The 21,005-nt window shown below is 52.4% G+C and carries 15 protein-coding genes and 2 tRNA genes; 10 read left to right on the top strand and 7 right to left on the bottom strand.

What is annotated here, in order from left to right:
- Positions 1 to 38 precede the first annotated feature (38 nt).
- Positions 39 to 335: a hypothetical protein gene (locus tag NTX59_12890; GenBank protein ID MCX5786572.1), complete on the bottom strand. Its 297-nt coding sequence runs from the start codon at positions 333 to 335 to the stop codon at positions 39 to 41.
- A gap of 1,319 nt (positions 336 to 1,654) precedes the next feature.
- On the opposite strand from NTX59_12890, the gene NTX59_12895 reads away from it, so the two are divergent.
- On the top strand, positions 1,655 to 2,824 hold the full coding sequence (locus NTX59_12895) for an ammonium transporter (GenBank protein MCX5786573.1): 1,170 nt from the start codon (positions 1,655 to 1,657) through the stop codon (positions 2,822 to 2,824).
- A gap of 297 nt (positions 2,825 to 3,121) precedes the next feature.
- Here the strand turns inward: NTX59_12895 and NTX59_12900 are convergent.
- Positions 3,122 to 3,195 (bottom strand) — tRNA-Gln (locus NTX59_12900).
- Positions 3,196 to 3,290: 95 nt separating this feature from the next.
- On the opposite strand from NTX59_12900, the gene NTX59_12905 reads away from it, so the two are divergent.
- The 3 genes from NTX59_12905 to NTX59_12915 all read left to right on the top strand — a co-directional run bounded on the left by NTX59_12905 (position 3,291) and on the right by NTX59_12915 (position 5,327).
- Positions 3,291 to 3,557 (top strand): GIY-YIG nuclease family protein, encoded by a 267-nt coding sequence (locus NTX59_12905; protein MCX5786574.1) that lies wholly within the window; start codon positions 3,291 to 3,293, stop codon positions 3,555 to 3,557.
- 87 nt (positions 3,558 to 3,644) lie between these two features.
- Positions 3,645 to 3,719, top strand: a tRNA-Pro gene (locus NTX59_12910).
- 186 nt (positions 3,720 to 3,905) lie between these two features.
- A complete protein-coding gene (locus tag NTX59_12915; GenBank protein ID MCX5786575.1) occupies positions 3,906 to 5,327 on the top strand; it encodes a cation-efflux pump in 1,422 nt (473 codons plus the stop codon).
- Here the strand turns inward: NTX59_12915 and NTX59_12920 are convergent.
- Positions 5,317 to 6,144: a phosphatase PAP2 family protein gene (locus tag NTX59_12920; protein ID MCX5786576.1), complete on the bottom strand. Its 828-nt coding sequence runs from the start codon at positions 6,142 to 6,144 to the stop codon at positions 5,317 to 5,319. The two genes, NTX59_12915 and NTX59_12920, sit on opposite strands and share 11 nt — an antisense overlap.
- Before the next feature lie 255 nt (positions 6,145 to 6,399).
- On the opposite strand from NTX59_12920, the gene NTX59_12925 reads away from it, so the two are divergent.
- From NTX59_12925 to NTX59_12950, 6 genes are all read left to right on the top strand, one after another.
- The gene (locus NTX59_12925; GenBank protein ID MCX5786577.1) at positions 6,400 to 7,518 is read left to right on the top strand and encodes a hypothetical protein; all 1,119 of its coding nucleotides are present in this window, start codon (positions 6,400 to 6,402) and stop codon (positions 7,516 to 7,518) included.
- 116 nt (positions 7,519 to 7,634) lie between these two features.
- A complete protein-coding gene (locus NTX59_12930) occupies positions 7,635 to 9,590 on the top strand; it encodes an NlpC/P60 family protein (protein MCX5786578.1) in 1,956 nt (651 codons plus the stop codon).
- A gap of 67 nt (positions 9,591 to 9,657) precedes the next feature.
- Positions 9,658 to 11,280, top strand: coding sequence for an NADP-dependent glyceraldehyde-3-phosphate dehydrogenase (locus NTX59_12935; GenBank protein MCX5786579.1), 1,623 nt, complete (start codon positions 9,658 to 9,660; stop codon positions 11,278 to 11,280).
- Positions 11,281 to 11,377: 97 nt separating this feature from the next.
- Positions 11,378 to 12,007, top strand: a complete 630-nt coding sequence (nth, locus tag NTX59_12940) for an endonuclease III (GenBank protein MCX5786580.1) — start codon at positions 11,378 to 11,380, stop codon at positions 12,005 to 12,007.
- A 444-nt stretch (positions 12,008 to 12,451) separates the two neighbouring features.
- Positions 12,452 to 14,590, top strand: coding sequence for a hypothetical protein (locus tag NTX59_12945; protein ID MCX5786581.1), 2,139 nt, complete (start codon positions 12,452 to 12,454; stop codon positions 14,588 to 14,590).
- A 104-nt stretch (positions 14,591 to 14,694) separates the two neighbouring features.
- Positions 14,695 to 16,149 (top strand): type IV pilus twitching motility protein PilT, encoded by a 1,455-nt coding sequence (locus NTX59_12950; GenBank protein ID MCX5786582.1) that lies wholly within the window; start codon positions 14,695 to 14,697, stop codon positions 16,147 to 16,149.
- An 85-nt stretch (positions 16,150 to 16,234) separates the two neighbouring features.
- Here NTX59_12950 and NTX59_12955 read toward each other — a convergent pair whose 3' ends face one another.
- The 4 genes from NTX59_12955 to NTX59_12970 form a co-directional block, all read right to left on the bottom strand.
- The gene (locus NTX59_12955) at positions 16,235 to 17,368 is read right to left on the bottom strand and encodes a hypothetical protein (GenBank protein ID MCX5786583.1); all 1,134 of its coding nucleotides are present in this window, start codon (positions 17,366 to 17,368) and stop codon (positions 16,235 to 16,237) included.
- A 140-nt stretch (positions 17,369 to 17,508) separates the two neighbouring features.
- A complete protein-coding gene (locus NTX59_12960) occupies positions 17,509 to 19,071 on the bottom strand; it encodes an AAA family ATPase (protein MCX5786584.1) in 1,563 nt (520 codons plus the stop codon).
- Positions 19,072 to 19,103: 32 nt separating this feature from the next.
- A complete protein-coding gene (locus tag NTX59_12965; GenBank protein MCX5786585.1) occupies positions 19,104 to 20,108 on the bottom strand; it encodes a hypothetical protein in 1,005 nt (334 codons plus the stop codon).
- Positions 20,109 to 20,166: 58 nt separating this feature from the next.
- A complete protein-coding gene (locus NTX59_12970; GenBank protein MCX5786586.1) occupies positions 20,167 to 20,826 on the bottom strand; it encodes a methyltransferase domain-containing protein in 660 nt (219 codons plus the stop codon).
- Positions 20,827 to 21,005 lie beyond the last annotated feature (179 nt).

Genomic DNA, 21,005 nt, shown 5'->3' on the forward strand with positions numbered 1-21,005 from the left:
CGGCAAAACTGCCGAGGCCTTAGAAATGAATTACGTCTTTATTTACGGATCACACCTTCTCTTTCCAGAAAATCGATAAGCTCATCGAAACGATTCTCGTTCCGTTTTTGTTGCCAGCCCAGGCCCACTATAATACCAAGCAACAGTGCAAAGTTAGTGGTTTCCTGATCAAAATGGAACAATATTGGCGACAGCAAAATCCCGGCTGATATAATCAGTCCTATGTAGCGTTCATTGCCCCCTGAACGGATTTTTTTGATCGTGGCCAATCGAACTTCTTTAAGGGCCAGAATAACTTTTGCCTCTTCATCGCTTATGGTCTTTTTATCATCCACAATTTTTTCTCCTTAAACAACTGTTATCCTTCAACATATCCCCCAACCCTGATATTTTACCAAATGATTATCAATTGAATTTCCAAGATAAAACAGCCCCCTTTGCGGGGGCCACAGTCGCATAAACATCAAAGAATAGATAGAGTTGATATAGTAAATCGTGGCCCCCCAACTTGAAAAAGGTACCAGAAAAAGGTACCAGGTACCTTTTTCTACCCCTTTGCACCGAATATTTGCCTAATTTTATCCGCCATTCCGGAACCAATCGCAATGGCGTTAAAGGTCAGCAGAGCGTAAGAATAGAGCAGTTGAAGAGGAAAAACCACCAACAATTCGTCTATCACAAAAAAACCGCCTCGGGTTTGCTCAAAGCGGTCGGGGATGAACGCCGCAGGCAACAGTATGGCCCCCAAGCATTCGCGAAAGTCCCAGCGGCTAGATCCGTCGCTCAGCCCGGTCCCGCAGGCTAAATATCCAGCGGCTATGAAAAGCAGAATAGCAAGCGGTAAGCTCCCTAGCAGCCTCTTCCATAAAAAAAATTTTACGCCGCACATCAAACTCATTTATTTTACACCTATACAGCGGACCTATACACTTTATTCTCTGCTTCAGGAGGCAAACAGTTTTTACCCGCCCTGCGCGAATATGCCGAAACTATCGGGCGTTATTCATCCTCAGGAGGCGGAGGCTTGATTACTGTTGCCTCTATCCTAATTTAACTATTTTAGCAAATGGGTGAATTTTAGAACATAACCCCTCTCCGCCCGGGCTGTTATCAGGTGTCGGCTTTAAGTCGGCACCAGATCGCGGAGCAAGAGGGCGTCGAACTACCCACCAAAGGGCTACCACTAAAAACCGGAGGAGGCCCTTGCGGGCCTGGGACTAGGATTCGGTCACAAGTTTCAGGCTCGCCGTCGCTCTCCTGAACTCGCGTCCGGGCACCCCCTCCGAACAGCCATCCTATTGGGGCACCGCAATGCGGTTCCCCCTGCCTAACGCGAGCCAGGCAGTTTAAGCGTGGGTTCCTGCACCGCTATGGCGGGTTGCGGAGGATTGTAAGTATCATGGATTCCCAGATTTATATGTTCTAAAAACCTTACGAGCCCACAAACCTTCGCCTGAATTTGTATAACACTTCTGGGGTTTTTAATAAAAGGGCATGGTCAATGTCTTTATGACGGTGGATAGTGAAATCATATAAGTTGCGGAAGATAGCAAGTATCAGGGATTCCCTGATTCATATGGTCGAAAAACCTTACAAGTCTGCCTACTAATTCATATAATATTTCCGGAGCTTTTAATAAAAGGACCGGATTATTATGAAAAAAAACCATGTGTTGCTTCTGTGCGCCATTGCAGGTATTCTATTGTTCCCAGCCGGAGTTTTTGCTACTGAAATAGCCGCCGACGGCTTGCGGCAGGTCCAGCAGTACAATTTTTCCATCCACATTCTGGCCATGCTTCTGGTGGGCTTCGGGTTCCTGATGGTGTCCGTGAAAAAATACGGCTACAGCGCGACTACCGGCACCTACCTGGTTGTGGCGGTCGGACTGCCGGTTTACATGTTCCTCCGCTCCACCGGCGTTTTATCTTCCGAGGCTTTCCCGGCGGACAGCGTCAAGGCGCTTCTGTTCGCCGAATTCGCGGTGGCGGCGGCCCTTATCGCCATGGGCGCGGTGCTGGGCAGACTTAAGCTTCACCAATACGCGCTTCTGGCCCTGATAATAGTTCCCGCTTATATGGTCAACGAATGGCTTGTTCTCGACGGCGGGCTCGGCATAACCAAAGGTTTTCAGGATTCGGCGGGCTCGATAATTATTCACGCCTTCGGCGCGTATTTCGGGCTTGGCCTTGCGATGGCGTTCACAAAAAAGGAACACCTGTCCGTAGCAATTAAAACGGATGAAACCTCCGACCGGTTCTCAATGATCGGGTCCATGGTGCTGTGGCTCTTCTGGCCCAGCTTCTGCAGCGCGGTGGTGCCGGACGCTCAGGCCCAGCAAACGGCCGTCAACACCATTATGGCGCTTTGCGGCGCAACGGTTATGACCTTTATCCTGAGCTCGGCATTGCGAAAAGGCAAGCCCGCTATCGCCGACATGGCCAATGCGGCCCTGGCCGGCGGCGTGGCGATAGGCGCCGCATGCAACATCGTCAGCGCGCCCGTCGCTTTCGGGATAGGGCTGCTCGCCGGAGGGCTGTGCGTTATAGGCTATGTCGTGATACAGCCGAAACTTCAGGCCGCGCTTAAGATAGTTGATACCTGCGGCGTGCACAATCTGCACGGCATGCCGGGCCTGCTGGGCGGCCTTGTCGCGATACTTTTCGTTCCCGGCATAATGAAGGCGCAACTTACCGGTATTGTGGTGACGGTAATATTCGCGTATGTCTGCGGCGCTGTCGGCGGATATGTAATCAGGATATTCGGCGCGAAAGCCATGGTTATGGTTTATGAGGACAAGGGCGAGTTCGCGACCGCGGAGGAGTAGATCATTTTCCTCCGGAAGAAGATTCCCTTCCAAGAACGCCTCGCAAATGGCGACCCGAGCCAGGGGACGCTGTTTACTATTTGACTATTTTCTAAACTGCTAGGCCCTTGCGGGCCTGGGACTAGGATTCGGTCACAAGTTTCAGGCTCGCCGCCGCTCGCCTGAACTCGCGACCCCAGCTCGCGGTTTCGCCTGCTGGCTCAACAACGCTCCGCCTTTCGAATCCTATCGCAAGCCAAGCAGTTGGCTTGCTGTCCCGGAGCCAAAAAAAGAAGGCCACTTTCGTGGCCTTCAAAATGGCTCCGGGACTAGGATTCGAACCTAGAAAAGCAGATTCAGAGTCTGCCGTGATACCGTTTCACCATCCCGGAATATATCCATATTATATACTTTTCCTGCAATTTTAGACAAAAATCTTGCACGCCGCCCGGACAGCGCCATGATTTTTAGTAGAATAGTATAAGAAATGCATTACGTCTATTATCTGGCAAACGCGGATACTAGTTTTCATTACGTAGGCGTGACTGAAGATTTGGGAAGAAGGATTGCACAGCATAATAGCGGAGATGTTCAATCAACTCGTCCATACATCCCGTTAAAAATAGTGTACTATGAAGCATACCTAAGTAAGAACGACGCCTGTAACCGGGAATATAAATTGAAACATCATGGCAGCGTAATTGGCCATTTGAAGAAACGGTTAAAAGACAGTTTAAAACTGGCTACAATATAAATAGTTGATCAGACTCAAAAGGAGTTTCGCGATGGGGCATAGCCCCGCCCTTTTGAGTCTGTTTAGAGTTGATCAGACTCAAAAGGGCGGGGCATAGTGAAATGGTTCTCACGCGTGCTTTGGGAGCATGAATTCCGGGTTCGATTCCCGGTGCCCCGACCAGATTGACCGCTGCGCGAACAATTGCTAATATTTTCCTGAAATAGGAACAGGCGGCCTTTAGGACGGAACTCTAGGGCGCGGCCGGGCCTTAAGGCAGCGGGGTAAACCGCGGGACTCTTGAAAAAGTCCCGTGGTTTTTTTATAGTACCGCGGACCGAAAATAAAACCGGGAGTTAGTTTTAGATTATGAATGAAAACATCCAGCCGCACGGACACAATTCCGCGCAGGCCAATAAAGAAAAAAAATCCGTGGCGCTGTCTTCGGTCGGCGCCGCCGTGGCGCTTGTCGGCACCAAACTGGTAATAGGCCTTTGGACCAACAGCCTTGGCATACTGTCCGAGGCCGCGCATTCCGGCCTTGACCTGCTTGCCGCCCTGGTCACATATTGGGCGGTGCGCGTCTCAAGCCGCCCCGCCGACGCCGACCACGCCTACGGCCACGGCAAAGTGGAAAATCTTTCAGCCCTGTTCGAAACCATCCTGCTTTTGGCCACCTGCGTGTGGATAGTACGGGAGGCGGCTAAAAGGCTGTTCTTCGTGGACACGCCGGTGACGGTGAACATCTGGTCTTTCCTTGTGATAATCCTTTCCATCATCATTAACATTTCCAGGGCCCGCGCGCTGCGGCACACCGCTGAAAAATGGGGCAGCCAGGCGCTGGAGGCCGACGCGCTGCATTTTGAAAGCGATATCTGGTCTTCTTACGTTGTGCTGGCAGGCCTTGGCTGTGTGCTGGCCGCCAACCGCTTTAATCTGCCCTGGATGGTAAAGGCGGACTCGATAGCGGCACTCGGCGTGGCAATAATCGTGGTGCACGCCTGCTGGGTGCTCGGCAAAAAATCCGTGGACGACCTTATTGACGCCATCCCGGGCGGCCTGCGCGAAAAAGTAGCCTCGGCGGCCAGGGTGGCCGGAGTTGCCGAAGTGCTGAAAACCAGGGTAAGACGTTCCGGACCTGAAATCTTCGCGGATGTAACGCTGTCAGTACAACACGGCACCACCTTTGAAAAATCGCATCATATAGCGGACATGGCCGAGGCCTCGGTTAAAGAGGCTATCCCCCAGGCGGACGTAGTGGTGCATGTTGAGCCCTGCCATGACTCTGACCCGGACCTGCCGTCATCCGTAAGAGCTCTTGCCGAAAAACACGGACTGGGAGCGCACAATATAAGGATTTACGAAGAGGACGGGAGGCGCGCGGTGGAACTGCACCTTGAAGTGGAAGGCGCCCTTACCGTTGAAGAGGCCCACCGCAAAGCTGAGATTTTTGAACAGGAACTGAAAGCTGCCGGACACGGCCTGATTGAAATAACCACCCACCTTGAGCCGGCAGGTGAAGCGCCAAAACCGGACGCGGCTGAAACAGCGGACACGGCTTCAGCGGCGGCGGCGCTTGAAGATTTTCCCCTGCCCGAAGGAATACGCCCTCATCACATCCGCGTCAGGCGGACCGAAGGAGGGCTTTTAATATCCCTGCACCTGGCCCTGCCCGCGAAAGCGCCGCTGAATGAGGCTCACAACCTGGCTGAAAGGCTTGAAGGCCATCTGCGGGCCAAAATGCCCGGCGTAGCCAGGGTAACCATACACCAGGAACCTTTCAAAAACTGAAAACCGCCAGAGCGCCGCTGTAGCCGGGCGCGAACACAGGCAGCAAGTAAGCGGTTTTTTCTTTTTTGGTTTTGGCGTTTTTAACCACGGCCCTGCCCACCACAGTACCCAACGCCGCCCCCGCAAAAACATCCGAGGCCCAGTGCTTGTCCGCGTATATCCGCTGCATGGCCACGCCGGAGGCCAAAGAGTAAGCGATAATGCCGACCGCCGTACTCTCATAGCGGGCGGCTATTACTGAAGCCACCGAGAAAGCGCTTGTGGCGTGGCCCGACGGGAATGAAGTATAAGCGGTTTTGGCGTGAAAAGGCGTAAAACCGCCTTTCCCCTCCCCGGCATATGGCCGCGCGCGCCCGGCCATTACTTTAACAACCGTGCCGGCGGCATTGGCAGCCGCGAAAGACTCGGCCGCAAGCATTGCCGTGCCGGTCATTTCGGGTTTTTTCAAAAGACAACCCGCCGCCCCATAAACCCCAAGAAATCCCAGGTCATAAGCGCCGTTGCCTAATTTTTCAAGCGTATTGGCCGCGCTGTCATTGAACGAAGATTTGTTTTTTTTAAAAGCGTGTCTTATCTGCCCGTCCATTGAATAGATCAAAAGCCCGCCGCCGGCAAGTCCGGCCAGCCAGTAGCCGTCAGCCGGGCTCATCCGCGCCGGCGAGGTAAAAACCCTGCCCGTTTCTTTGAGAACATCTCCGGGAAAACTACTTATCTCCGGTTCCGCCGCGCGCGCATTTACACCGGAATAAAAAACCAGCGTAAAAGCGCAAAAAAACGCCGATACCGCGCCGCGTGATCTTTTTAAGTTAAAAATCATTTATTTTGTGGCGAACATAAGAGCCGTTATCGTAAAATCCCCCAGCCTCCGACGCCCTGGCTTCCTAAAAGAATTTTTAAAAAGCGCTCCCTACCGACCATTTTATCTATGATACAATACTTGCCCCGCTCTTGTGGATGTGCATTGGAACCAAAAGGGCGGGATGCCGTCACGGGGACTTGTCTTTTTATCCGGCAAATAGCATAATACCCACAGATTCTTGATCAGCTTTTCACTCTCAAAAGAGGGGGACGTATGTCGCGGACTCGAATGTTTTTTTTGTTCCTGGCCAGTTTTGCCATCGCGGGGGCGGTGACGCCTCCTGCGGCAATTGCCCGGGATTTTGGGAGCATGAATATCGAGGAGGCTGTCCCGGTGAAAGATACCTCCGGCGCCGTTCTCAGAGGTTATCGGCCCGAGGCCGAAGTCATCGGGAACAAGGTGTATCTTCTTTACAATGACGAGGGCACGATCAAGAGAGCGGTCCTCGACCACAAGCTGAAGATGGTCGAGCCGCCTAAGCGGCTTTTTTCCGCAACGTCCGGCGGGTCACGTGTGACCGATATCCGCACAGCTCCCGTTAAGGGCAGGCTGTTTTATGCTTTTGAAAGAGTTATCAACTTTGAGATTACAGAGAAATGCGATACAAATTCCCTGAACCTTGGTCTTTATGCGGCAGGGAAGGGCGGATCACGTCTTTTATCGCAGGGCAGGGATGTGGCGTTCGGCTGTCCCCTGTTCCCGATGATGCTTCATCATTTCAACAGGGAAAAGGTCATAGGCACTCAGGCCGTGGACGACCCGTCGCCCATCTTTTTCAACGGGAAATATTACGTCCTGACCCGATTCAACCTCGCTGACCGGGCCAGGGTCATGGTCTTTAATGACGCCATGCGAAAAGTCGGGGAGAAGGTTCTGGATCTTAAGACCGTTTTCAAGAAGCGTTGGCATCTGTCCCAGAACTCGCTCGTTGTGATCAAGAACCGCGTGTATCTCATTGCCGGCATCTCCCTTGGCCCGGGGAGCCGGTCTGTAATCTATGCGATCCCGTTGACGAACGATCTGAGCGCGACAGCGGGTCAGGCCGTGCTTTTGGCTGGACGTCAAGGAGAATTTTCCACGGCCCCCAAATCCTCCAGGCTCCTGAATGGCATCCTCTTTGTTTCTTATACAACGGATATAGATCAGGGTATGGTCTATGTGGAAGCGTTTGACCCGGCCCGGAATTTCCAATCGCTTGGCCGCGTTCTGGTGGAGGATCAGAAGGTTGGGGATAACCATACACCCATCATTGTTCTGGATGGGAAGATCGTGGCCTTTTACGAAACCGCGGGCCGGATCATTGCCACCCGGACGATCCATGTCGGAGAATAATTCAGTAAGGGGAAACCGCTTTGCAGCCGCGTTTAAATTTCTGAAAACCCGCTTTTTTTGATAACATAGACTTTATCAATCTGCAAATCTAAGTTAACGCGTCCCGGAAAGCCTGTGTGTTGAAAAAAATATTGCCGGTATTGATCCTTATCTCCATGACAGCGCAAATAAAAGCCCAAAATCCGTCCAGTTCAGCTTTTCGCTCTTTCACCCTGGTCCATTTCCTGCCGGCGGATTTTTCCGGAGCCGAACTTAATGGTCTGGCTGAACCCGAATTGAAAGACGGGCTTTTCCGGCTTGTAAAGAAAAGCTCTCAAACCCCGGAGGCCTTTTTAGTTTCGCGGGAAATAAAGACCGCCTTCCCTTTTAACGAGCTGCTGATGAGCGCCAACGCCGATCTGGGCGTTGACGGCGCCTCGCGCCTTGAAGCCAGAGTGAAAACCGCGGACGGCTGGAGCCCCTGGTTTGATTTCGGGCTGTTCCGCTCCGGCGGCTCCGCCAGCGTGAAAGGCCAGGAAAATGAATTCGGTAAAATGGAAGTGGACATCTTAAAGCTCAAAACAAAAGCTTTTGCCCTGCGCTACCGCTTCACGCTAATCTCCAAAGAGGACGGCGCCGCTTTAAGGCTGGTTTCAGCCGCTTACACCGACACCACCCTGCCTTTTGACGAGTCAGCCGCCATAAAAAAAGGCAGTGACGCGAAACAGCTTAAACTTACCGTCCCCTGTTATTCGCAAATGCTCCAGCAGGTAAACTACTCAGGCGACATATGCAGTCCGGTGTCCCTTGCCATGGTTATGAATTATTACGGGCAAAAAGTGCTTCCGCTTGAAACCGCCTCAGCGGTGCTGGACAGCCAGGAAATCATATACGGTAACTGGGGCTTTAACACCGCCTATGCCGGTTCCAAAGGGCTTTACGCCTTTCTGACAAGACTTAATTCCATGTCCGAAGCCGAGGCCTATCTTTCGCGCGGACTTACGCTAATAGCAAGCGTCACCTTCGGCCCCGATGAAGTCAGGAACTCACCGCTGAAAAAAACAAAAGGCCATCTGCTGGTCATAAAAGGCTTTGACGCCAAAGGCGATGTGCTGGCGAACGACCCCGCCGCCCCCGAAGAAAAAACCGTGGAGCGGATTTATAACCGCAAAGAATTCGCCCGCGCCTGGCTGAAAAACAAATACGGCACCGCTTACGCCGTGGCCAACAGCCTTAACTCTTTTTTAGCGGTCAAAACCCCTTACACTGAAATGTTCTCCATGCCCCCGGCGAATGCGGAAGAGCGTAAAAAATTAATTGAAACGCAGCTTTTAATGGGGGAGCCCGCGGACATCCTTGAGGCGCAGGGCCAATGGGCTAAAATAGAGGCCGGCGACCAGAAAACCACGTCGGCAGGCGGAAAAGACCTTAAACCCTACTCCGGCTGGGTAAAACTTGAAGACCTGGCTTTTTCCCCCCCGTTCGAAGCCGACGCCGTGATAAAGGTTAAAAGATCGGCCGCGACGTCCGATGGAGACAGCAAAACCCTCTCGCTCGGCACTGAAGTTAAAATCACAGGCAGGAAATCAGGAAAACTGGAAATATTAACGGCCGACTCCCTGACGGGCGAAATAAGCGAGAAAGACATAAACCGGCTGCCTTTGAAGGCCGCGGCGCCGGAACTGCGCAGGAATATACTCTCCGCCGCGAAGCTTTTTCTTAAGGATGACTATTACTGGGGCGGGCGCTCGGCCTGGGGCATAGACTGCTCCGGCCTTGTAAACCTCGCCTACCGGGCCTGGGGAGTGGCCCTTCCAAGAAACGCCTCCGACCAGTTCAATCGCGGAAAATCAGTTTCACGCGAAGACCTCAAAATTGCCGACCTTATTTTTTCCTCTGAAAAGGACAAGCCGAAAAACATAAGCCATGTAATGCTTTACGCCGGGAACGGCCGCCTGATAGAGGCCACGCAGGACACCGGGTCCGTGAGGGAAGTTTCCTTCCTTGAAAAGTTCGGCCTGGATTTCGCAAAAATAAAGAACGGGGCGCTGGTAAACGGCAAAAAGATATTTTTTAAAACGGTGATAAAGTAGGGCAGGAGTTAGAAGTTAGAAGTCGGAATTCTGACTACTGAATTCTGTCTACTGGCAGTAACAATTTATGACAATATCTGACAAAGTTAAAAACATCTTCCCTGCGGAGAGCGACATTCCGAAGGAAGCAAGGATCGCGCCGCTTGAGCAGAGAGATTACCTGATCGACGGAAAGATCAGGGCCTGGCGGGGGCCGGTTCACGAAGTATTATCGCCCGTAAGCCTGCAGGGCAAAAATGGCCTGAAGCGCAAACGCCTGGGCTCATACCCGCTGATGACGGAAAAAGAGGCCCTTGCGGCGCTTGACGCAGCCGTTAATGCCTATGACGAAGGCAAGGGGTGCTGGCCGACGCTTTCGGTGGAAGCGCGCGCGGCGCACATGGAAGAGTTTGTCTACCGCATGAAGGAAAAGCGGACCGAAGTGGTAAACCTGCTTATGTGGGAAATAGGAAAATCCCTTGAAGACTCCCAAAAAGAATTTGACCGCACGGTGGAATACGTCATTGACACCGTAAACGCGCTGAAAGACCTGGACCGGACCGCTTCGCGCCTGTCCATAGCGCAGGGGGTGATAGCGCAGATAAAGCGCGCGCCGCTCGGCGTGGCGCTCTGCATGGGCCCCTACAACTATCCGCTTAACGAAACATTCACAACCCTGATACCCGCAATACTTATGGGCAATACCGTAGTTTTCAAACCGCCAAAATACGGCGTGCTGCTGCACCGCCCGCTGCTTGAGGCTTTCCGCGACTCTTTCCCCAAAGGCGTGGTGAACACGCTTTACGGCGAGGGCAGAAAGATAATCGGCCCCATAATGAAAACGGGCGAAGTGAATGTGCTGGCGTTTATCGGCTCAAGTAAAGTGGCCGACATTTTAAAACAACAGCACCCCAAGCCTCACCGCCTGCGCTGCGTGCTGGGTCTTGACGCCAAGAACGCCGGCATAATACTGCCCGACGCCGACATTGACCTGGCGGTAAGCGAAAGCCTGACCGGCGCGCTTTCCTACAACGGCCAGCGCTGCACCGCTCTTAAAATACTGTTCGTCCACCGCTCCGTGCAAAGCGAATTTATTGAAAAACTGGTAACCGCCATAGAAAATATGAAATTGGGCATGCCCTGGGAACCAAAAGTTAAGATCACCCCCCTGCCGGAAGACGACAAGATATCCTACCTGGCCGAAGTAATAGCCGACGCCAAACAGCGCGGCGCCGAAGTAATAAACGAAAGCGGGGGGCTCGTAAACGGCAATTTTGTCTACCCGGCCGTAGTCTACCCGGTCAATGAAAAAATGCGTCTGTGGCGGGAGGAGCAGTTCGGGCCGGTAATACCCGTGGCGCCTTTTGACGATATAAAAGAGCCGCTGAAATATGTGGTGGACTCGGATTTCGGCCAGCAGGTAAGCGTTTTCGGGCGGGACACGGATAAAATCGCCCCGATGCTGGACACTTTGGTGAACCAGGTCTGCCGCGTGAATATAAACAGCCAATGCCAGCGCGGGCCGGACATTTTTCCGTTCACCGGCAGGAAAGACTCGGCCGAAGGCACTCTTTCCGTGTCCGACGCCCTGCGGGTATTTTCAATAAGGACGCTGGTGGCGGCCAAGGATTCGGACACCAACAAAAAACTTATCCGCGATATACTGCGCAACCGCAAGTCAAAATTTTTGTCAACGGATTTTATACTTTAGATGCATAGCAATTTAGACGCATAGCAATACAGATGTATAGCAATGCGGCCAGCATACCACGCATCTACGCGTCTATGCCTCTTTGTCTGCTAACTTTATGAACAAAAACACAGTCGAAATAATTAAAATTCTAAAAACATCTTACCCCAAAGCCGGCTGCTCGCTCAGCCACAAAAGCCCTTTTGAACTGCTGATAGCCACCATCCTTTCAGCCCAGTGCACCGACGAACGCGTGAACATGGTAACGCCGGAACTGTTCAAAAAATATTCCGGACCGGCTGAAATGGCGGCCGCCCCTTTAAGCGCGTTGGAAACGCTTATACGCTCCACCGGTTTTTACCATTCAAAAGCGCTCTCAATTAAAGAAGCCGCGCGCGGCGTGGCCGAAGATTTCGGCGGCAAAGTTCCCGCCGACATGGAAAAACTGCTTACGCTGCGCGGCGTGGCGCGAAAAACCGCCAATGTGGTTCTGGGCTCGGCCTACGGCATAGCGGAAGGCGTGGTGGTGGACACCCATGTAAAACGGCTGGCTTTCCGTTTGGATTTCACAAAAGAAACAGACCCGGTAAAAATAGAACGGGACCTGATGGCCCGAATCCCCAAATCAGACTGGATATGGTTCGCCCACGCTTTGGTTATGCATGGCCGCGCCGTTTGCGATGCCCGCAAACCGCTGTGCGGGAAATGTCCCCTGACCGCCCTCTGCCCGAAGAAGGGGATAGGATAGAGGGGCAGAGGATTTTCCATTTCAATCCACTCCCGCCTTTTCAGAGGTGAGAAACAGTAGAGGCTGGAAGCAGCCCCGGCCTTTGTGCATTGTGAAGGATCCGGCCCATAAATTCCGCCGGAATTTGAAGAACGGCTGAAAACCCCGTCCGATTCGCACCCCGTCCCGCTATGATAACCGCTCTTGAAAGGTTCGCGGAGTGCGGCGTTATGCGCTACGCCGTGGTGCGGTTCCGCCGTCCCGAATGCGGTCAGGCTATGCCAATGCCGTATCAGGAGCTATGCCCCGCTCTTTTGGATTATAACGTTCAGCCCAAAAGGGCGGGGCTATGCTCATCAGACGGCCTGGGTTATGCTCGCGGCCTTCTCCTGCAAGCGCAGGGGGCTGTGTCCCAATCGCGCGGTAAAACTGATAAAATTAACCGGTAATCCAGGAGCGACACGGATGAAAACGGCTATTCGGAACAAGATCCTTTTCCTTGCGGGTATTTTCGCGGCATACGCCCTGATCTTTTCCCACATAACCTTTTTCAATTACCATACGACCGGGGAACCGCTGGAAGATTTTTTCATGCTCCAGTATTATGTCGCGAGCATACTTAACGGGACCCTGCCTTTATGGGACCCTTTTAACAATAACGGTCAGCCTTTTATTATCCACTCTCTTTTTGTGCAGTATTCCCCCATACACACGATAAGCGCCCTGGCGCTGAAATTGGCGTGGTTCTTTATCCGCTTCAATATCAATCACGCGGTGAAATTCATACTCTTCGTCTACATGACCGTGTTTACCGCCGGGCTCTATAAATTTTACGGCTATTTTTCAGAAACAAAAAACAAAACCATCCCGCTTTTTATCGCCTTTGCCGCCTGTTTCGCTTACGCCGCCGCACACGATAATTTCGGGCTTTATATAACGCCTCTTCAAATCTACACTTTTGTGCCTTTCTGCCTGTATTACACTTGCAGATATATAGACGGCGGCGAACCCGGAGTCCTGCTCCGGCTTATTTTTTACTATGTCCTCTTCATTTGCCATGCGGGAGCCTATGCCGTCCCGATCTCCCTTATCCTGCTCACTTATGCCGCGGCGCTTATCTCGGCTGCGACTAAGGAGGGCAAATCGCGGCTGCTTGATTCCCTGACGGCGAATAAAGGAGTTATACTGGCCTTTCTGGTAATGGCTGCGGCCGCTTTGCTGTATAAGTTTTACGTCTACCGGATAGAATTGCCGAAATTCACCCGGATCGGCAGAGACCTGGAAAATATCTCATTCGCCCAGTTTTTAAACGCCAAGCAGGGTCCCTGGGGATTCCGGCGGCTGGCCTGTTTTCTGCCGGGTGTTTCCCTGTTCTATACCGGGCCTCTCAGTCTTTTCTTTTTCCTCTACGGTGTCGCGGGGCCGGGGTCCTTCAAAAAGTATCTCCCCCACATCGCCACGCTGTTATTCGCGGGTTCGGTCTGCGCGATGCAAACCTCTCCGTTCCTTATTCTGTATTACGTGCTGCTCTTCCCGTTCCTGAGAAAGATCATGTACTGGGGCGTGATATACGACACGCTGATCATATTTTATATGTTGTTCGTCTCTATCGGGATCGAACGCTTTGCGGCCTCTACTCAATATAAGGCGAAGGCGGGCGCTGTCGCGGCGGCCGCGTTATATCTCTGGTTCGGATATAAGTGCGCGAATATTCTCATCCCCGCGTCGTTTGTCGCTCTCCTGGCGGCGAAACTTTATTTCACGGCCGCCGCGAAGCGCAAAAACATCCTGATCGGCCTGAGCTGCGGATTGATCTCGCTGGAAATCGGCGCGCACTATCTTCTATCCTTTAAACACATCCGCGAGGTGCAGCGCGTCTTTTACGGTTCAGAAAGCGTTTTTGACGGGACACGGGACCTGGGCTATATCTTCTACGCGAAGAGAAGCCTTCACCGGAAACAAAAATTTGAGTGCTGGGGCTTCAGCCTGCCTTTGATAACCAGAACCGCCACCTATTACCCATGGAACAGTTTTTTAATGCTGAAAAATCAGGAGCTTTGCGACAGACTCCTGGATATCGGGAATAAAAAACTAAAGTATGGAATGACGGATGATATGATAAGAACGGACCTGAATTTCGCCGTTGTCCGCAGCAGCGGCGAGATGGCCGCCGCGTTAAAAGCCGATCCCGGCAGGGATTTCCTGCTGGTTCCCGACAGCGCAAAAGCGGAAGAAATAGCGAAAGCCGCCGGGCCGGTGGCTGCAGGGACCAAGCGCGCTTATACGGTGGAGTATTTCGACCCCAACGTGTTGCGATTCAAGGTGGAGGCGGCCGGGCCGGGCGTCGTATATTATGCCGACGCGTACGACAAAAACTGGCGGGTAAAGATCAACGGCGTAAAAGACACCGTGTATCTCGCGAATTGCAATTTCAAGGCCGTATTTTTACCCCATGCCGGTTCGTACGAGATCGAGTTCAGATATTTCCCGAAAGTGTTTGTTTTTCTTTTTTTACTTTCAAACATCTCGATAGCCGGCATGATACTTTATATTTACCGGATAGAACGGCGGCATCGTTTCAGAAGCGGGATTTTTAAAATGTAGTACAATGATCATGTTAAGAGAAACATAAATAACGGATTTTTGTCCGGATAGGGAGTATCTCCGCTTAAAGGCAATCACTTTATTCCTTCCAGATTCCCAAAACTATGCAAATTTACCCGCAGGAAACAGCGAAGTCCCTTATAGAAAAAATTCAGACCGGTCAGGAGATTATCCTTGAGTCCGGCAAGTTGCCGGTCCTTAAAAGCGAGACAGGTTCCTCTCCCATGCTTAGCCATAAGCTGTCGCTTTCCCAGCTTATGGGCTTTATACAGGAAATAGGGCCGGCCGACAGCTGCGACTGGCTCGCTCAACTGAAACCGGTAAAATTTGAATATGCCTGCGGCGCGAAAATGGTACAGGTCGTCTGCTCCCCTGAGGGTGAACAGCTGGCCGTAAGAATAACTTTGATCGGGAGCCGCGACTGGAAGGAGGAAACGCGCCAGCCCTCCGCTGCGCCTGCCGCGGCTGAGCCGGAGATAAACGCCCTGCTGCGCAAGATGTTCACGCTGGGCGCTTCGGACCTGCATCTTACCTCCTGCCACCTGCCTATAGTACGTGTTAACGGCGATATGAAAGAGCTCTATGACGAGCCGATAGTGAGAACTGACCGTGTGAGCGCTCTGCTCGGCGCTATCATGCCCGCCCATAACGCGGCGCAATTCGAAGAAATACGCGATACCGATTTTGCCTATGAAATAGCCGGCCTAGCCCGTTTCCGCGTGAATGTTTTCATGGACAGTTACGGCATGGGGGCGGTCTTCCGGCAGGTCCCGACAGAGATATTTACGGCTGAAAAGCTCGGATTGCCCAGGGAAATACTCGACCTCTGCTTTCTCACTAAGGGGCTGGTGCTGGTGACCGGGCCCACCGGGTCAGGCAAGTCCACCACCCTCTGCGCGATGGTGGACTATATAAACCGCCACCGCAAGGCGCATATCATAACCATAGAGGACCCCATTGAGTTCGTGCATCATAAGAAGAATTGCCTTATAAACCAGCGCGAGGTGCACGTGCACACACGGTCTTTCGCACAGGCCCTGCGCGCCGCGCTGCGCGAGGACCCGGATATAATACTGGTGGGCGAAATGCGCGACCTTGAGACCATTGCCATCGCCATAGAGACGGCGGAGACGGGACACCTGGTTTTCGGGACTCTTCACACCGCCACTGCCGCTTCCACGGTAGACCGCGTAATAGACCAGTTCCCGGCCGACAGGCAGTCGCAGATACGGTCAATGCTGTCCATCTCGCTGAAAGGAGTTATCGCCCAGACGCTCTGCAAAAAGACAGATGGCGGGCGGGTGGCCGCCATGGAAGTTCTGTTCGTGACCAGCGCGATAGCCAACCTTATACGCGAGGGGAAGATATACCAGATCCCTTCCATTATGCAGACCAGTAAAAAACACGGCATGACCACGTTCAACGACGCACTTTTTAAATACGTGCTGGACAAGGTCGTGGAGCCGGAGGAGGCTTACATTAAGGCGACGGACAAACCGGCCTTCGTGGCCATGCTTAAAGCAAAAGGGATACCCATGAACCTGAGCGAGCTTAAGTAGCAGGTTTCCGCCAACACCGCCTCCAAACAGCCAGCGGGTAAACGGGAATGGCCGCACCTTCTCCCCTGCATTTGCTATTCACTATTCACTTCGGCACTATATCCAGGCTTTCACCGCCCCGCTCGTTTTGGCCCGATATCCTGAAAATATTCTTATAATTGGGCGCGGTATCGCCGCCACGTATCTCAGAACAATACCGCCCGGTCATCGGAACTTCCTTGCCCCGTCCTCCATAGGCGGACCCGCCGGATGTATTGGCGGGCAGTATAAGCCGGACGCTTTCCCATGAGGCGCCAAGGGCTTTGGCCTCCGTGCGTATAACGCGGCGGCCTTCGTTGCCGGCGCGCTTAGCGTTCAACATGCGGAACTGGTCTATGGAATTCACCCTTTTAAAAGACGCGCTGTATTGTTTTGAAACCGGGTCAAAGCCGTCCTGCCTGAATTCGCTTTTAAACTCCCTGCCCGGGGCTTTGACGGAAAGAATAAAAGTATTCTTAGCCTTCAATTCAAGGGCCATGTCTATTTTTTCGCCGGGATAAAAGTATTTATTTTTGGGGGAATTGTAAGGCGGGCTGTTCCAGGCCGTCCCGCCGGAATTTGTGGTGCGCCAGAACGGCCTGAAAGCGAAATCGGGCTGAAGTTTTTTCTCCGCAAGCAGCTTGTCTATTGCCGCTTGTCCCTCCGCAATTATCGTCCCGTTCGCGTCCTTGAGCACGACATCGTTGAATTTTTTTGCGATAACAAAGCGTCTGGCTGGCCTGTTGCCGTCCGACATATCCGGGAGGTCGGTATACATGGGATTGCCGTTCGAGTCAAAAACCCTGTCCCAGCTGAGTCCGCAATCAAGCTCCCTGCGGCCGGTTGACGCGCCCAGATAAACGCTCGGCCTGTCCAAAGAGCCTTCCTGCCAGGCGGGCTGACCAGCGGACGGCTTATAATAGCGCTTCGCGTCAAAATTCACCTTCGGAAGAATCCCTTTCGCTTTTATGCCCATAGCTTTGTAAGCGGGGGCGCTTACAAGCTTTCTGAAATACGCTCCGCCGGCGCCGCGCTCCGTGACGCTGCGGGAGCAGGAAACGGGCACAGCCGGAGCCGCCCCCGAGGGATTTATTGCAGAAACCTTATTCGCCGGACCTGGCACCGGCATCGGAACATTGAAATCATCGGCGAAAGCTAACATGCCGGTCAAGCCGAATAGCAGAAATAAATATTTAGCCATAAATTCCTTACCTTTAAGAAAGGTTACTACACAGATTCATGGTTCAGCGGTTCAACGGTTGGAAATCATGAATACAAGAAGAGCATGGAAAAAATAACCTTGAACCGCTGAACCCGGAACCGTGAACCTGCCTTCCGCCTTCAGCCTTTTACTTCTTTCAATTCCAGTATGCGGTCTATTTTAAAAACACGCTCTTCGTGCCTTAACGAACAGAGCGCTTTCAGACCTTCAAAAGCTTTGCCCATAAATTCGCATTCGGCTATTTCAAGCGGCTTCACGCGCCGGTTTGACTTCTCGCCGTTGGCCCGCAGATAAATCATGTCAACGCTGCCGCCATGCCGTATGGCTGCGCGCAAAACCTCCAGCTTTTCTTCCAGCGGCAATTCCTCGTCCGATTTTTTGTACTGGAAGTCCGTTAAGAACTTCACTACACGCCAATCGCAGCGTATATGGGCCTTGTGGATCCTGGTTTTGAGTATTATTCCCTCAAGCGAACGGCAGCGGCTCAAGGCCACGTAAAGCTGGCCCGAGGCGAAAAGGCCTCGGTCCAGGTCAAGTATCAGCCTGTCAAAAGTTTTGCCCTGGCTTTTATGTATGGTGACGGCCCAGGCGAGCTTCAGCGGCAGCTGCGTGAACCCGCCTGCGGCTTCAGTTTCGATTTTTTCCAGTTCCTCGTTATAGCGATAATTGAACATATTCCAGGTAAAAGGTTTTACCTCCTCGATTTCTCCGTCGTCAAGCGCCACCTTAACGCCGTCCGGAAGAAGTTCGATCACCTTGCCCATGGTACCGTTCACCCAGCGGCCCATTGTATCATTGTTTAAAAGCATTATCTGGGCGCCGGATTTCAATTCAAGTTCCTCTTCGGTGGGAAGCAGCCGGCCGTCAAAATCGCCCTCTATCGAGCCGGTATAAACCTGCGATTTTACCGGCAGGGCGGCCAGCCTGTCGCTATTGATCACAGCGGCGGAGTCGTTAGTGGGGGTCAGATAAACGAACAACCCTCCTTCGGGCGGAACGAAATCAGGCTGATATCTTGCGTTCAGCGCGCGAAGTTCCGTTTCACCGGCAGAATTGTTCCTTACGGAGTTGAGCAGTTTTATAAAGCGCTCGTCTTTCTGGCGGTATATCTTTTGAAGTTCCACGAATTCAGGCCGCAGCTGCTTGAACACTTTGGAATCAAAAAAGTAATGCCCTCCGTAGATGCGCGAAAACAGTTCGCGCTCCTGGGACTTCACCACCGGCGGCAGCTGGTAAAGGTCGCCTATAAAAACCATCTTCACGCCGCCGAACGGGACATACGGATCGTGCCGCATGTCACGCAGAAAAGCGTCGGCGCAGTCAAGCAGATCGGGCCGTACCATGGAAATTTCGTCGATTACAAGTATGTCTAGCTCGGTATAAAGTTTTGATTTTCCCCTTTTACGCAGTTTGACCGCTATTTTAACAGCCTGCTCTTCGGTGATGTCGGGCTTAAAGCCGAAAAAAGAATGTATGGTCTGGCCGCCGATGTTAATGGCTGCCACGCCCGTTGGCGCGAGTACGACCGTATTTTTCAGGGTTTTGTCCCTGAAATAGGAAAGCAGAGTGGATTTGCCTGTGCCGGCCTTGCCGGTGATGAACACGCTCGGGCCGGAGTCTTCCATCAGCCCGAACGCCCGCAAAAATTCAGGGTTAAGGTCCAGTTCTGTTTTTTCTAACATAGAGATCGCTGCGCCGGCTGGCGGGGTTTCATTCAGTCCTTCAGCAGGGAAAGAGCGCTTAAGGACTTGTAAAATTCGCTTATGGCGGATTCAACCGGGATCATCTGACAAGACCCCCAGGTGCCGGCAATATGAAAATGCTTTTCACCTTTTGGCTTCCAGTGTTGAAGGCTGTATTGCGTGTTAAAGGAGAAGGTCGGGGTTCCCACGGCGGCGCATAGATGCAGGGTGCCCGTGTTATTGCATACGAAAATATCGATTTTTTTGAGTATTGCCGCCACCTCCGCCAACGGCCGCGGCTGAATGCGCTTAACCGCGGGGAGGAAACGAAGGATATTGGCATCGGAAATTTTCTCTTCGCCGGGCCCTATCAGGTAAAAAACATTCAACCGCGGGTCCGATAACAGTTTTTTTGTGAATTCAACGAACTTTTCCTCGGGCCAGCGGTGTCCCGTTTTTTTGAAGTTTCCGGGATGTATGGCGATATTTACGCGCCCGTCTTCGGCAAGGATGCCGGCCAGGAGTTCATCGGCCTTTTTGAGCGCCCCAAACGGTATATCCATTTCCATTTGCCGCTGACAAGCGGCCCCGAAAAGCGCGGCCAGTCTCTCATATTTGCCTGAAAAATGTTCCGCGTCGGAGCCGTTGTCTATCAGCCGGCTGCATACCTTTGAGAAAGCCTTTTTTTTAAAGGTTATTTTTTCCGGGGACTTAAGCGCCGCTATAATTCCCAGCGAGGTGCGCGAATAAGCCGGATTCAAGTCTATAGCGACATCGTATTTTTTTGTGAAAAATCCGATCATTTTTATGTCGGCCGCAAGGTCCAGCCAATTGTGGAAGATATAGGTTTTTGATAAATTTTTATTCAGCAGCGCCGGTTCTTTGGCTTTAGTTGACGTTAAAAGCGCTATATGCGCTTTGGGGAACCTTTCGCGCATGGCTCTGAGGAACGGAGTCGTTACTAAATAATCGCCCAGCCGGCCTATCAGTATCAGGGCTATACTCCGCACATTGGCTGGATCAAGATCTTCGCTCATAAAAAATTGATGAATTTCCCCTCGCAGCGGCCGGGAGGCGCTGACTTTTCAGCGGACATTACTTAACGGCCTCAACATACAGCGTCTCAAAGGAACGGTGTTCGCCATCCATGGCCCCGACATCCGGTCTTAAACTTTTTCCGCAAGACTGCTTTAAAACCTTTGAGAACCCTATTTCCGCAAGACAGCCGCTGAGCGTCTCAAAATCATACATCCAGCGGTGGTGGTAGAATCTCTGCACCACGCGCGACATGAATACGCCTCCGGGAGTTCTCACCAGCCAGTATTTCTTTCTGTTTTTTTTCATGTTTTCCGCGTATTTGCGGATGATAGGCTCAAAAAAAGCGCGCTCCCCCGCCACGTACTTCGCCGCGTAAATACCCAGGTCGGGAACGGTAAGCCTTAGAATGCCTCCGGGTTTGAGGACGCGGCGGCATTCGGCCAGGAGATGCGGCACATGGTCCGTCGGAATATGCTCAAGAGTATGCTCGCTATAGACGGCAGTGAACGCATTGTCGCGGAACGGGAGCCTTGCGTTTAAATTCAGGTAAATGTCGGCGTTTGATTTGAACTTATCAGCGTTAAGCCAGCCGGGCACGACCTTTGAGCCGCAGCCCAGGTGCAGTTTGGGGTCCCGCGCGCTTTTCAGATATTTCGCCACCGCAAACGGTCTCAAAAACACTCTTAGCCGTACCAGTTCACCTGTCAGGATGCTCATTCAATTATTCCCCTTATGATTCATTCCGGAATCCTTCCGGTTGCCGCCTGCCGGCATCTGACCCGAATTCTTCAGTTGACCGTCCGGCGGCCTCCCCGCCCTTTTGGTTCAGCAGATCAGGCCTTAAACTTATGTCCAGCTCACGGGTAGTTTGTTCCGCGCTAAAAGAGCGGGGCAAG

It is taken from the genome of Elusimicrobiota bacterium (genome assembly GCA_026388155.1).
GTDB lineage: Bacteria > Elusimicrobiota > Elusimicrobia > Elusimicrobiales > UBA9959 > UBA9634.

Excerpts from the sequence above, each read along its gene's own strand:
- NTX59_12945 (MCX5786581.1), top strand. The coding sequence starts at position 12,452 with ATGAAAACGGCTATTCGGAACAAGATCCTTTTCCTTGCGGGTATTTTC.
- NTX59_12925 (MCX5786577.1), top strand. The coding sequence starts at position 6,400 with ATGTCGCGGACTCGAATGTTTTTTTTGTTCCTGGCCAGTTTTGCCATC.
- NTX59_12935 (MCX5786579.1), top strand. The coding sequence starts at position 9,658 with ATGACAATATCTGACAAAGTTAAAAACATCTTCCCTGCGGAGAGCGAC.
- NTX59_12970 (MCX5786586.1), bottom strand. The coding sequence starts at position 20,826 with ATGAGCATCCTGACAGGTGAACTGGTACGGCTAAGAGTGTTTTTGAGA.
- nth (MCX5786580.1), top strand. The coding sequence starts at position 11,378 with ATGAACAAAAACACAGTCGAAATAATTAAAATTCTAAAAACATCTTAC.
- NTX59_12950 (MCX5786582.1), top strand. The coding sequence starts at position 14,695 with ATGCAAATTTACCCGCAGGAAACAGCGAAGTCCCTTATAGAAAAAATT.
- NTX59_12920 (MCX5786576.1), bottom strand. The coding sequence starts at position 6,144 with ATGATTTTTAACTTAAAAAGATCACGCGGCGCGGTATCGGCGTTTTTT.
- NTX59_12895 (MCX5786573.1), top strand. The coding sequence starts at position 1,655 with ATGAAAAAAAACCATGTGTTGCTTCTGTGCGCCATTGCAGGTATTCTA.
- NTX59_12965 (MCX5786585.1), bottom strand. The coding sequence starts at position 20,108 with ATGAGCGAAGATCTTGATCCAGCCAATGTGCGGAGTATAGCCCTGATA.
- NTX59_12915 (MCX5786575.1), top strand. The coding sequence starts at position 3,906 with ATGAATGAAAACATCCAGCCGCACGGACACAATTCCGCGCAGGCCAAT.
- NTX59_12960 (MCX5786584.1), bottom strand. The coding sequence starts at position 19,071 with ATGTTAGAAAAAACAGAACTGGACCTTAACCCTGAATTTTTGCGGGCG.
- NTX59_12955 (MCX5786583.1), bottom strand. The coding sequence starts at position 17,368 with ATGGCTAAATATTTATTTCTGCTATTCGGCTTGACCGGCATGTTAGCT.
- NTX59_12905 (MCX5786574.1), top strand. The coding sequence starts at position 3,291 with ATGCATTACGTCTATTATCTGGCAAACGCGGATACTAGTTTTCATTAC.